The organism is Maribacter polysaccharolyticus (assembly GCF_028882255.1).
Classification (GTDB): Bacteria; Bacteroidota; Bacteroidia; order Flavobacteriales; family Flavobacteriaceae; genus Maribacter_A; species Maribacter_A polysaccharolyticus.
Window position 1 is genome coordinate 600,590 of the sequence record NZ_JARBUY010000001.1, and the last position, 12,506, is coordinate 613,095.

At 41.0% G+C, this 12,506-nt stretch carries 12 protein-coding genes; 4 read left to right on the forward strand and 8 right to left on the reverse strand.

Annotated elements, in window-relative coordinates:
- Nucleotides 1–61: 61 nt before the first annotated feature.
- On the reverse strand, nucleotides 62–2,914 hold the full coding sequence (gene carB, locus PHU20_RS02715) for a carbamoyl-phosphate synthase large subunit (protein ID WP_274823803.1): 2,853 nt from the start codon (nucleotides 2,912–2,914) through the stop codon (nucleotides 62–64).
- 92 nt (nucleotides 2,915–3,006) lie between these two features.
- A complete protein-coding gene (rpmH, locus tag PHU20_RS02720) occupies nucleotides 3,007–3,165 on the reverse strand; it encodes a 50S ribosomal protein L34 (protein WP_089887732.1) in 159 nt (52 codons plus the stop codon).
- A gap of 226 nt (nucleotides 3,166–3,391) precedes the next feature.
- Between rpmH and PHU20_RS02725 the strand changes: the two genes are divergently transcribed.
- A complete protein-coding gene (locus PHU20_RS02725; protein WP_274823804.1) occupies nucleotides 3,392–3,907 on the forward strand; it encodes a DUF2892 domain-containing protein in 516 nt (171 codons plus the stop codon).
- A 1-nt stretch (nucleotide 3,908) separates the two neighbouring features.
- Here the strand turns inward: PHU20_RS02725 and cls are convergent, their stop codons facing one another.
- The 3 genes from cls to PHU20_RS02740 form a co-directional block, all read right to left on the reverse strand.
- Entirely contained in the window at nucleotides 3,909–5,372 is a 1,464-nt protein-coding gene (gene cls / locus PHU20_RS02730) for a cardiolipin synthase (protein WP_274823805.1), read from the reverse strand.
- A gap of 2 nt (nucleotides 5,373–5,374) precedes the next feature.
- Nucleotides 5,375–6,334: a lytic transglycosylase domain-containing protein gene (locus tag PHU20_RS02735; protein WP_274823806.1), complete on the reverse strand. Its 960-nt coding sequence runs from the start codon at nucleotides 6,332–6,334 to the stop codon at nucleotides 5,375–5,377.
- A 205-nt stretch (nucleotides 6,335–6,539) separates the two neighbouring features.
- Nucleotides 6,540–7,202, reverse strand: a complete 663-nt coding sequence (locus PHU20_RS02740; RefSeq protein WP_274823807.1) for an alpha/beta hydrolase family protein — start codon at nucleotides 7,200–7,202, stop codon at nucleotides 6,540–6,542.
- Between the two features lie 174 nt (nucleotides 7,203–7,376).
- Between PHU20_RS02740 and PHU20_RS02745 the strand changes: the two genes are divergently transcribed.
- Nucleotides 7,377–7,670, forward strand: a complete 294-nt coding sequence (locus PHU20_RS02745) for a GNAT family N-acetyltransferase (protein WP_274823808.1) — start codon at nucleotides 7,377–7,379, stop codon at nucleotides 7,668–7,670.
- 63 nt (nucleotides 7,671–7,733) lie between these two features.
- Here the strand turns inward: PHU20_RS02745 and mtaB are convergent, their stop codons facing one another.
- The 3 genes from mtaB to PHU20_RS02760 all read right to left on the reverse strand — a co-directional run bounded on the left by mtaB (nucleotide 7,734) and on the right by PHU20_RS02760 (nucleotide 10,724).
- The gene (gene mtaB / locus PHU20_RS02750; RefSeq protein WP_274823809.1) at nucleotides 7,734–9,059 is read right to left on the reverse strand and encodes a tRNA (N(6)-L-threonylcarbamoyladenosine(37)-C(2))-methylthiotransferase MtaB; all 1,326 of its coding nucleotides are present in this window, start codon (nucleotides 9,057–9,059) and stop codon (nucleotides 7,734–7,736) included.
- A 130-nt stretch (nucleotides 9,060–9,189) separates the two neighbouring features.
- Nucleotides 9,190–10,368 (reverse strand): GlmU family protein, encoded by a 1,179-nt coding sequence (locus tag PHU20_RS02755; RefSeq protein ID WP_274823810.1) that lies wholly within the window; start codon nucleotides 10,366–10,368, stop codon nucleotides 9,190–9,192.
- Nucleotides 10,369–10,451: 83 nt separating this feature from the next.
- The gene (locus PHU20_RS02760; RefSeq protein ID WP_154369606.1) at nucleotides 10,452–10,724 is read right to left on the reverse strand and encodes a type B 50S ribosomal protein L31; all 273 of its coding nucleotides are present in this window, start codon (nucleotides 10,722–10,724) and stop codon (nucleotides 10,452–10,454) included.
- A gap of 183 nt (nucleotides 10,725–10,907) precedes the next feature.
- On the opposite strand from PHU20_RS02760, the gene PHU20_RS02765 reads away from it, so the two are divergent.
- Together PHU20_RS02765 and PHU20_RS02770 are read left to right on the forward strand one after the other, a co-directional pair.
- Nucleotides 10,908–11,429, forward strand: coding sequence for a DUF4199 domain-containing protein (locus PHU20_RS02765; protein WP_274823811.1), 522 nt, complete (start codon nucleotides 10,908–10,910; stop codon nucleotides 11,427–11,429).
- 92 nt (nucleotides 11,430–11,521) lie between these two features.
- On the forward strand, nucleotides 11,522–12,496 hold the full coding sequence (locus PHU20_RS02770; protein ID WP_274823812.1) for a glycosyltransferase family 2 protein: 975 nt from the start codon (nucleotides 11,522–11,524) through the stop codon (nucleotides 12,494–12,496).
- Nucleotides 12,497–12,506: the final 10 nt, after the last annotated feature.

Genomic DNA, 12,506 nt, shown 5'->3' on the forward strand with positions numbered 1-12,506 from the left:
TGTCAAAACAGCACTTTTACACTTTCAGGATACACCGGACATTCCGATGTTGGACCTTCCTTTATTTAGAGAGGTACATTTTTCGCCTGGAATACAGGTTGTAAAACTCATCATCCTTTAAACTGTCGATAAATAGGATGCTCTCTCCCGTACTTTTCATCTCCGGACCTAGGTTTTTGTTGACGTTCGGGAATTTATTGAATGAAAATACCGGCTGTTTTATGGCAAAACCTTTCAATTGTGGATTAAATTTGAAATCCTTGATCTTCTTCTCCCCTAACATTACTTTCGTCGCGTAGTTCACATAAGGTTCTTTATAGGCTTTGGCGATGAACGGCACGGTTCTCGAAGCCCTTGGGTTCGCCTCGATAATGTATACCATATCGTCTTTTACGGCGAATTGAATATTGATCAACCCAACCGTATTCAAGGCCAATGCGATCTTTTTGGTATGATCCTTTATTTGCTGTAACACGAACTCCCCTAAATTGAATGGCGGCAGCGTAGCATTCGAATCCCCGGAATGTATCCCACATGGCTCAATATGCTCCATTATACCGATGATATAAACATCCTTACCATCGCAAATTGCATCTGCCTCAGCTTCTATAGCCCCGTCCAAATAGTGGTCTAAAAGTAATTTGTTGTTAGGTATCTTCCGGAGTAAATCGACCACATGGGATTCAAGTTCCTCCTTATTGATCACGATTTTCATTCCTTGTCCCCCTAAAACATATGAGGGTCGTACCAATAATGGAAAATCCAATTTATCGGCCAATGCCAAGGCTTCATCCGCGGATTCAGCCACCCCGAACTGCGGGAAAGGAATATTGTTTTCTTCCAACAACTTGGAGAAACTTCCCCTATCCTCGGCCAAATCCAAGGCCTTAAAGCTGGTTCCTATGATCTTTATCCCGTATTTATCCAACTTTTCGGCCAGTTTCAAGGCAGTTTGCCCTCCTAACTGTACGATAACCCCTTCTGGATTTTCATGTCGGATAATGTCATAAATATGTTCCCAAAAAACGGGTTCGAAGTACAGTTTGTCCGCGGTATCAAAATCGGTGGATACGGTTTCCGGGTTACAATTGATCATTATGGTTTCGTAACCGCATTCAGCAGCAGCCAAAACCCCATGCACACAACAATAATCGAACTCAATGCCCTGACCGATCCGGTTGGGCCCCGACCCGAGTACGACGATTTTTTTCTTATCGGTGACAATACTATCGTTTTCTACCTTTTTAACACCATCGGCAGTTTCATATTCTGCCTCAAAAGTGGAATAATAATAAGGCGTCATGGCCTTGAATTCCGCCGCACAGGTATCTACCAATTTATAGACCCTATTAACACCGAGTTCCTCCCTTTTCTTATAGACCTCACTCTCATAACAATCGAGCATATGGGCAATCTGTCTATCGGCAAAACCTTTTTGCTTAGCTTCCAACAATAAACTTTTAGGTAAGCTGGCAATGGTATATTGGGAAATTTCCTTTTCAAGGTAATTCAATTCCTCATATTGCTTTAAGAACCACATATCTATTTTCGTGATATCATGGATCCTGCTCAAGGGGATGCCAAGCTGAATTGCATCATAGATGACAAAGACCCTATCCCAGCCGGGGATGGTAAGTTTTTTAATGATTTGATCATAATCCTTATACCCTTTACCATCGGCCCCAAGTCCGTTTCTCTTGATTTCGAGTGATTGGGTGGCCTTATGCAATGCTTCTTGGAAGGAACGTCCGATTCCCATTACTTCACCCACCGATTTCATTTGAAGTCCCAAGGTCCTATCGGACCCCTCGAACTTATCAAAGTTCCATCGCGGTATTTTTACGATCACATAATCCAAAGTAGGCTCAAAGAGAGCGGATGTCGATTTGGTGATTTGATTGTCCAACTCATCCAAATGATATCCTATGGCCAATTTTGAAGCGATCTTTGCAATGGGATAACCTGTTGCCTTTGAAGCCAAAGCCGAAGAACGCGATACCCTAGGGTTGATCTCAATGGCGATAATATCCTCTTTTTCATCAGGACTGACAGCGAACTGCACATTACAACCCCCTGCAAAATCCCCGATGCTACGCATCATTTTAATGGCCATGTCCCGCATTCTTTGATAGGTACGGTCAGAGAGGGTCATGGCAGGGGCTACGGTAATCGAATCCCCGGTATGGATACCCATGGGATCCATATTTTCTATGGTACAGATGATTACTACGTTATCGTTCTTATCACGTAACAACTCCAATTCGTATTCTTTCCACCCCATTAGGGCCTTATCGATCATCACCTCGTGAATAGGGGAGATTTCAAGCCCCCTACTCAACATTTCGTCAAAATCCTCAGGTTTATACACAATGGATGCCCCCGCACCCCCTAAGGTATAAGATGCCCGGATGACCAAAGGAAATCCGAATTCCTGGGCGATCTCCTTTCCCTTTAAGAACGAAGTCGCCGTGGCTTGGGGAGCCATCCCTACCCCGATTTTAAGCATCAATTCCCTAAACTTTTCCCGATCTTCCGTTATATTGATCGCATCGATATCAACCCCGATGATCTCCACATTATGGTCTTCCCAAATTCCTTTTTCATCGGCCTCTATACACAAGTTCAAGGCGGTCTGCCCTCCCATTGTCGGTAAAACCGCATCGATTTGTGGATGCTCTTTAAGTATTTCAAGAATAGATTTTGTCGTCAATGGCTTTAAATAAACATGATCCGCCATTGTGGGATCTGTCATAATGGTCGCTGGGTTACTGTTGATCAGAACGGTCTCAATATTATCTTCCCTTAGGCTACGAAGTGCCTGTGAACCGGAATAATCGAATTCACAAGCTTGTCCGATGACAATTGGTCCTGACCCTATAATTAAAATTGACTTTAAATCTTTTCTTTTTGGCATGCTCTCAGTTTTGATTTTAAATATACAAGGATAAAAAAAAGGTGCTACTTAGAAAAAAGTAACACCTTAATATTATAAAGAAATTCTCAACATTATTTTTTATGTCTCGGCTCAGAGGATACAGATAACTTTTTTCTTCCTTTTGCTCTTCTTCTTGAAAGAACTTTTCTACCATTAACGGTTGCCATGCGCTCTCTAAAGCCATGCTTGTTCTTTCTTTTTCTTTTTGATGGCTGATATGTTCTTTTCATCCTCTGGCTAATTTTATACTTTAATTGACTATTAAATTTTACAAACCCCTCTGTAAAATCCGGCTGCAAATATACAAAGAGTTTTCTCATTGACAAACCTAATTAAAAAAATATTTTTTTATGTCGGGTTACTAGCCACTTAATGGTTTTTAGTACTTTTGCCAACCAAGGGATTCATTGTCCGTTTTTAGTACAATTCACCACAAACAAACAATTGTAAGATACCATGTTCAACAAGAATATTAAACTCGTTATTGCCGGATTGATCATTGCCTATGCTGTTTATCAATTTGTTGAAGGAAACATTGGGAATGGCATATTCTTGCTCCTTTTTTCGTTAATATTCATCTTTCTTTATTTTAGGAACGAACTTATTTTACTTGCTTTTCTCAGAATGCGCAAGCAAGATTTGGAAGGGACCCGGAAATGGTTGGACAAAATCAAAAACCCTGAAGCGGCCTTGATCAAAAAACAACAGGGGTATTACAATTATCTTCACGGAATCATCCTGTCCCAAAAAAACCTCACCCAAGCCGAAAAATATTTTAAAAAAGCTTTGAAATTGGGACTTACCATGGATTATGACACGGCCATGGCCAAATTGAGCCTAGCAGGTATTGCCATGCAGAAAAGACGCAAAAGGGAAGCTACCACGCTTTTGAAGGAGGCGAAAAAATTGGATAAGAACAATATGCTCACCGAACAGATAAAAATGATGCAACAGCAGATGAAGAAGATTTAACCTAGAGTAAAGGAGCCCAAAGCCTGCTGAAAGATTCCTGTAATTTACGGGGATACCCCCGCTTTGACCACCTTTCATAATCCACTTCTTCGCATTCCAGAAGATCCTTCTCAAAAATCATACACATTTCCCGGTTAATGCCTTTGTTGTAGATCAAAGCGTTGATTTCAAAGTTCAAAGAAAAACTTCGATAATCCAAATTCGCGGTACCTATACTCGAAAGGTAATCATCGATGATCATTGTTTTGGCATGTACGAAGCCTTTGCGGTACATAAATATGCGCACTCCGGAACGTACCAATTGTTCAATATAGGAATCCGTTGCATACTGTGCCGCCCATGAATCGGATTTCTTGGGGATTATAATGCTGACCGCGACCCCACTCCTAGCGGCTGTGGTCAGGGCCGTGAGTATTTGACTGTTCGGAATTAAATACGGGGTGGTAATACAAATCCTTTCCCGTGCCGTATTTATAGCCGTGAACATGGCTTCCATAATGTTTTCCCAATCGGTATCCGGACCGCTGGAAACGATCTGGACCGCTACTCCATTGCGCGGTTCCGCCATTGATCTAGGCAAATGCCTTTCTTCCAATTCAATACCCTCCTTGGCCGCAAAATTCCAACTGAGAAAAAAAGAAGCTTGTAAGGCCCCAACAGCAGCGCCCTTTATTCGTAAGTGGGTATCCCTCCAATAGCGGATATTCGGATAATCATTATTGTATTTTTTTTCGATATTAATACCCCCTAAATAACCGATATTACCATCGATAACCACAATTTTACGATGGTTCCTATAGTTTATCTTACTGGTGGAATTGGAAAACAGTACCGGTAAAAAAGCATGGTGCCGTACCCCGCTCTTGGTCATACGTTTTTTTGATTTTGATGAAATAGTACTGCCCACATCGTCATAGATCAATCTTACCTGTACCCCTTCTTCTGCCTTTTTACACAGGATATCAATGATTTCGATGCCTTGCCCATCATCGACGAACACAAAATATTCCATATGAATATGGTCTACGGCATGTTCGAGGTCTAGTTTTAATTGCTCGAATTTTTTTTCCCCATTGACCAGGATATCCACTTCATTTTCAAAGGTGAGTAGCGCTTTTTCATTATGACGCAATAAATTATGGATTTTAAACGCGCCTTCACCGAAATCATCCCTGAAATCCGCACGTTCCTCCCTATCCAGGGCGAACTTCTTTCGCCATTTCCTTAGGGAGGCATTGTCCAAGATATATTTCTTCTCGAAAATTTTATGCTTCCGGTAGTCCTGTCCAAAAAAGTAATAAATGAAAATGCCGAAAAATGGCAGGATTGCCAATATAAACAGGAAAGAAAGTGTTTTTACCGGATTTTTGTTCTTCAGTAGGATCAGTATCGATAAAACAACGACCAAGGCATAGTTTATCCCTAAAAGTAATTGCCAAATGTTTTCTTTAAAGAAAGAAAACATGCCTATTCCGTTATCTTATAGTAGCCTTTATTCGGAATTTCTATGGTGTACTTCTTTTTTGAGGCATTGTTCAAATGCGGCTCCCTAAGCCATGGGTTATGCCGTTTTAGGATTTTGTAATTGATCCCATATTTTTGGGCAAAGTCGGCAAAACTCGAAATGGGCTCATCAACCTCCACTTTAAAAGTCGGTACGGCATTGTACATATCTTCCTCTTTGATTTCAAAGCCATATTTTTCGGGGTTGGAAAGAATCTCCTTTATCGCCATGATACGAAACACATACCTCCCGGTTTCCTGTCCGAGCAACAGATCATAGTATGCATCGACTTTTTGGATCCCCATGTATTTATTAATAGCGCCCGGACCTGCGTTATAGGCTGCGGCAGTAAGGGTCCAACTTCCAAATTTTTCTTTCCATTTATTTAAATAGTCACAGGCTACTTGAGTCGATTTTTCTAGATGATAACGCTCATCCACGTTCGAATTGATCTCCAGTCCGTACTCCTTTCCCGTTCCTTTCATTATTTGCCAAAAACCGGTGGCACCGGCATGTGACACCACATTGGTCAATGCACTTTCCGCTACTGCCAAGTATTTAAAATCGTCCGGAATTCCGTTTTTGGCCAATATGGGCTCTATGACCGGAAAATATTTATTCGCCCTTTTCATCAACAATAGGGCGTTGGATTGCCAATAAGTGTTTACCAAAAACTCCCTATCTATCCGCTCCATGATCTCCGGATCATCTTGGGGCACCAATTCCCCCGCAAAATTCAAATCCTCCGGAATCCCAATCGCTGAAATCCTATAGGTATCGGAGACCCTTTTATCGGTATCATTGTCAGCTACATCCAGTACCGAAGGGTTTTCGGTATCTTGCGTACCCTGTACAGCAAAAATCAAGGTCGTAATCACGAAGAAAACACCCAACAACATCAATATATTCTTTAAAATCCTCATATTTCTTGTTTCTTGATTAAGATCAACCCAAAGGTAATAAAGAAACCACAAATAATGTATTTCTTTAACGTATGCGGTTAATACCGAAAGAAATCATCCCTATGGATATCGTTAAAACCTTGACTCCCCTTTAAGGTAAGCTTTTTGATTTGAATTCCCGACCTATTTCCACGAATTCAAGGTAGGGGCTGATATACTAACTCGATTATTCCTGAATAATTGTGGGCAAATGTTCATTAAACCAACGGGCACGATGAATGATCATGGTATGCGTACCGTTTTTAACCGATATGTAATCCTTGATATAACTAATGGGAAAAACAGCATCTTTGTCCCCATGGATATGCACCAGATTCTGGGGATATTCGGTCTGTTCCCAATTTACGATTTGATCAATAGACCAATCAATGTAATATTTATCGCGAATCGAAAGATACCGTTCATAGAGATCAAGTCGTTTATGTACCGCTTCCCCAAACGCATATTTTGCCAACAATTCAACATTGTTCACCAGTCCGGTGGGCAATAACTTATGGACCTTTGTGTATTTGGCGAAAATCATTTTCCTTGGCAACTCCTCCTTTTTTTTAATACTGGAAACCAAGATTATTCGCTTTGTATCCATGAATTTGGCCATTTCCTGGACCAGCATACCCCCAAAAGATACCCCGACCAATACCGGATCATGATGGATTATGTTTTTGGCCATTTTTTCGGCGTAGGAACCCAAAGACATATTTTTGTCAGGGATAAACCAATCGAGCTTATGCATTTCAAAATCACGGGTCGGCAAATGGATGTTTTCAAATATTGACGAATTGGCCGCCATGCCCGGCATAAGGTAAACATGTGTTTTTTCTTGACTCATTATGGATAAACCTTACGGATTTCTTAGGAAAATCGTATTTTTATTAGTATTTTTGTACACTGTTCAGGAATGGCCCCTAATATAATTCAACAACCACGTAAAAATATGAAAATACGATAATATTTTTCCTTATCGTGGTGTATTCTGACTATACGAATCTTAAAAACAAACTATATGAACGAAGTAGTAATTAAAGACAATAGTTTCTTGCGCCAGTTTGAAACTACTGTCGAAGGTCACCTTGCCAAGATCGAATATTCTTCACAAGAGCGTAAAGTGTTTTTGACCAAATTAGTAGTCCCCGAAGAAATCACAAAAGATGGTTTCAAAGAGGATTTCATCAAAGCTGTTTTAAATCACATTCAAGATCAGAATCTAAGAGTTGTTCCTACCAGTCCTCAAATTGCTGGCTTCTTGAGAAAAAACAGGCAGTACAAGGAAATGTTACCCGTAGGAATCCGCATTTAATAGGATTAAGACAACATATCAAACCTGTTCGGCACTGTATTAAGCGGTACGTAACAGGTTTTTTTATGCCTTGATGCCACTTTCGACAAATTGAACACGTACACATCCATCCACATCGATCCCAGTGAGTTCCACCTCATGTAGGGTATTGACCAAATCCGGGTTCCACGGACTTTTTACCTTTACATAATTCTCGGTAAATCCGTGTATGTATCCTTCCTTGTTTTCCCCTTCAAACAATACTGTTCTTGTGGTGCCCAATTGACTTTCATAAAAAGCCCTGCGTTTTTTTACCGATAGCCCTCGAAGCATTTTACTTCTTTTGCCCCTCACTTTCAACGGCACAGGATCCTCCATACTCGCGGCAGGGGTATTATCCCGTTCCGAATAGGTAAAAACATGCAGGTAGGAAATATCCAATTCATTCAAAAAATGATAGGTCTCCAAAAAATGTTCATCGGTTTCCCCTGGGAATCCAACAATAACATCCACCCCTATACAGGCATGGGGCATGGTCTGCCTTATCCTATTGACCCGATCCACATATAGCGAACTTAAATAGCGACGTTTCATTTGCTTTAAAATGACATCGCTCCCACTCTGCAGTGGAATATGGAAATGGGGTACGAACGACTTACTCTTGGCCACAAAATCAATGGTTTCGTTTTTCAGCAGGTTGGGCTCTATGGAAGAAATACGCAAACGATGAATACCTTCTACCCGATCCAAGGCCTGCACTAAATCCAAAAAAGTATGTTCATGCTTTTTATTACCGAATTCCCCTTTTCCGAAATCCCCGATATTCACGCCCGTAAGCACGATTTCCTTGATTCCCTTTTCTGAAATTTCCTTGGCATTCCGAAGTACATTTTCCAAGGTATCACTTCGGGAAATGCCACGTGCCAGCGGAATGGTACAAAACGTACATTTATAGTCGCAACCGTCCTGCACCTTTAAAAAGGCCCGTGTACGGTCCCCTATGGCATAACTTCCTACATAAAAATCGGCTTCCTCAATCTCACAGGCATGAACCTGCCCATAATCGTTCTTGGTAAGATCGTTTATGTAATCGGCGATTTTGAATTTTTCGGTGGCCCCCAAAACCAGGTCGACCCCATCGACCGCTGCCAGCTGTTCGGGTTTTAATTGTGCATAGCAACCAATGGCAGCTACAAAAGCCTCTGGATTGATTTTCATGGCTTGCCGAACAATGGATTTAAATCGCTTGTCGGCGTTTTCAGTAACCGAACAGGTATTGATCACATACATATCGGCTTTTTCTGTAAAGTCTACCCGCTGGTATCCATCGTTTTTGAAATCTCTTGCGATGGTCGAGGTTTCTGAGAAATTGAGTTTACATCCCAGTGTATAAAATGCTACTTTCTTCATGCGGAAATCAATTGTACGCCCCTAGCGATTTTTTATGGCTTGCAAATATACCAAATTTAGAAGATGTGCCTTTATCTTTAAAGGGGACCCTGCCATAGCTTTATGCACCATTGGTTGCAAATCCACCCCTTTAGGCATCATAGTTACGCCACTTTTTGGTCAATTCGAAGACATGGTTGAGAATATCGGCATCTTGTTGACAAAATTCAACCCCTCTTCGGGCCATCATTACTTTTGCGGTCTCAAAGGCCTTTTCTGGCAAATAAGTGGTAAAACCGGTGGCCCCTCCCCAGCTAAAGCTAGGTACAAAATTCTTGGGGAACCCAGGTACGTAAATATTGGTATTCACCCCAATGACCGTGCCCGTATTGAGCATGGTGTTAATGGCGGTCTTACTATGGTCCCCCATCATCAAGCCACAGAATTGCAGCCCCGTTTGTTCAAATTTTTCGGTAGCATAGTTCCATAAACGCACTTTGGCGTAATTGTTCTTAAGGTTGGAATTGTTGGAATCGGCCCCAATATTGCACCATTCCCCCAGAACCGAATTTCCCAAATACCCTTCATGACCTTTACTTGAATACCCGAAAATAACCGAGTTGCTTATTTCCCCACAGACCTTGCCATGAGGACCCACGGTCGTGGCCCCATAGATCTTACCTCCCATTTTAACAACGGCATTATGACATAACGCAAAGCCCCCTCGAATTAGGCTACCTTCCCAGACCTCGGCATCCTTACCGATATAAATAGGTCCGTCGGTGGCATTCAAAATACTGTATTCAACGCTGGCACCTTCCTCCAAAAATATATTTTCAGGATGGATCAAACTGTTGGTTTCTGATATTGGGGCCGAAGTCCTTCCCTCGGTGATAAGATCATAATCCGCCTGAAGTGCCTCCCCGTTTTTGGAAAATATATCCCAGGTATTTTCAATAATCATGACATCTTCTTCGAATTCAATGATATCAAAGGTTGAAAAATCCACTTCTTGGCCTTCCTTGGCAAAAAAGGCAATCACGTCTTCCCCTTTAAAAATGGCCTGGTTTTCTTGTAGTGATAGGATATGGTCTACCAAGGATCCATTGGGTAAAAAGGAAGAATTAAGCAGGACATTCTCTTCCAGTTCAACCATGGGATACCGCTCCGAAAGATAGTCCTCGGTAATTGTGGTAATAGTGGTATTCAGGTATTTTTCCCATTTTTCACGAATGGTAAGGATACCTACCCGTATTTCGGCAACGGGCCTGGTAAAGGTAAATGGCAACAACGCATCCCTGACCGGACCGTCAAAAAGAATATAATTCATAATCCGAATATTACTGTAAACAAATAACGCCCTCGATATTAACTATCGAGGGCGTCTGTTTATTGTTGAATAATAGCTTTATTCTATTTTTCTTCCTTTTTTTCCTCTTTTTGGAATTTCTTGTACTTGTTCTTGAATTTGTCAATTCGACCAGCTGTATCCAAGAATTTAGCCTTACCAGTATAGAAAGGATGTGATGTTCTTGAAATTTCCAATTTCACCAAAGGGTATTCAACACCATCTACCTCTAAAGTTTCTTTGGTGTTTGCAGTTGACTTTGTTAAAAAGACTTCTTCATTCGACATGTCTTTAAACGCAACTAATCTATAATTTTCAGGGTGTATTCCTTTTTTCATTTTTAAAATCTTTAAAACGCCCATTCCGACAGGCATTCATTTTAAGGCTGCAAATTTACGCTTTTTTATCAAAAACACAATTATTTGTTCAAAAAAGAAAAAATAAATATTCGTACCTTTAAGTGTAACATTAATCATGATTAAACCACTAATATAGCAAACCAATTAAATCTTAGATAAAAAATGGAACCAAACGAACCAAAAACAGGGAAATTCGCATTAAATTTTGGGGTACTACTAGGCGTAGTCAGTGTAATATTCGGACTCATGCTTTTTTCAATGGATTTGCATTATGAACAAGGCTTGGCGATCCGGTTAGTCAGTTTGGCTTTGACCATAGCCGCTATATTTTTAGGGGTATCACAATTCAAAAAAGCCAATGAAGGTTTCTTGACAATTTCCCAGGCCTTAAAAATCGGAACCGGGATAGCCTTGATCGCCGGAATCATCGGATTACTGTATTTCTTTGTGCTCTCCAATGTCATAGAACCCGATTATATGGATAAAATGTATGAAATCGGAAAGGTCAAGGCGATGGCCGACAATCCCAATTTAACCGAAGAACAAATTGACCAAGGCATTGAAATGCAAAAAGGTTTCGCATGGCTTACCTACCCTATCATCCTTATAATTAACATTATAATAGGTTTGGTAATTGGCCTGATTACCGGATTGATCCTAAAAAAACAAAAACCGGCCTATTGAATCCGATTTCCAACTTTTCCGCTGTTGGTCAAAAAGTTTCATCACGTTAATCGGCAAAATCGTACTTTTGAAAAGAATTTCAGAAGTTTTCAATGAACCTATCCATAGTAATACCCTTACTAAACGAGGAAGAATCTTTAAAAGAACTACACGATTGGATTGTAGCGGTTATGCAATCCAATCGTTTTTCGTATGAAATACTGTTCATTGACGACGGGAGTACCGATTCTTCCTGGGACATCATTACCCAACTTTCGGCCAAGAACCAAAACGTAAAGGGCATACGCTTTTCAAAGAATTTCGGAAAATCCCAAGCCCTACACGCCGGTTTTAAAGCTGCCCAGGGCGATGTGGTCATTACCATGGATGCCGATCTTCAGGATAATCCTGAGGAAATTCCCGAATTATACGACCTTATAATCAACCAAGGGTACGACCTGGTTTCGGGTTGGAAGAAAAAAAGGTACGATTCCATTATCACCAAAAACATTCCCTCGAAGTTGTTCAATTGGGCTGCCCGAAAAACTTCCGGTGTACATCTGAATGATTTCAATTGTGGCTTAAAGGCATACAAGAAGCTGGTCATAAAGAATATTGAGGTACGGGGCGAAATGCACCGTTATATCCCCGTGCTTGCCAAAAGTGCCGGTTTCGTCAAAATCGGAGAGAAAATTGTACAACATCAGGCCCGGAAATACGGGAAAACCAAATTTGGAATGGAACGGTTTATCAACGGTTTTTTGGATTTGATCACGATTTGGTTCGTATCCACATTCGGAAAAAGGCCCATGCATCTCTTTGGGGCCCTTGGGGTTTTGATGTTCATCATAGGCTTCGGATTTGCCATATTCCTTGGGGTCGACAAATTATTCATCAACCCTACGGCCCGTTTGATTACCGAGCGACCTGAGTTCTATATTTCACTGACTTCCATGATCATAGGTACCCAACTGTTCCTTGCCGGTTTCTTAGGGGAAATCATGGTGCGATCCAGAAAAGACGAAAATCGATATAATATATTGGAGGAATTGAATCTTGCCCAAGGGGAAAAACAATTTTCTTCGTAAATTAACCTTT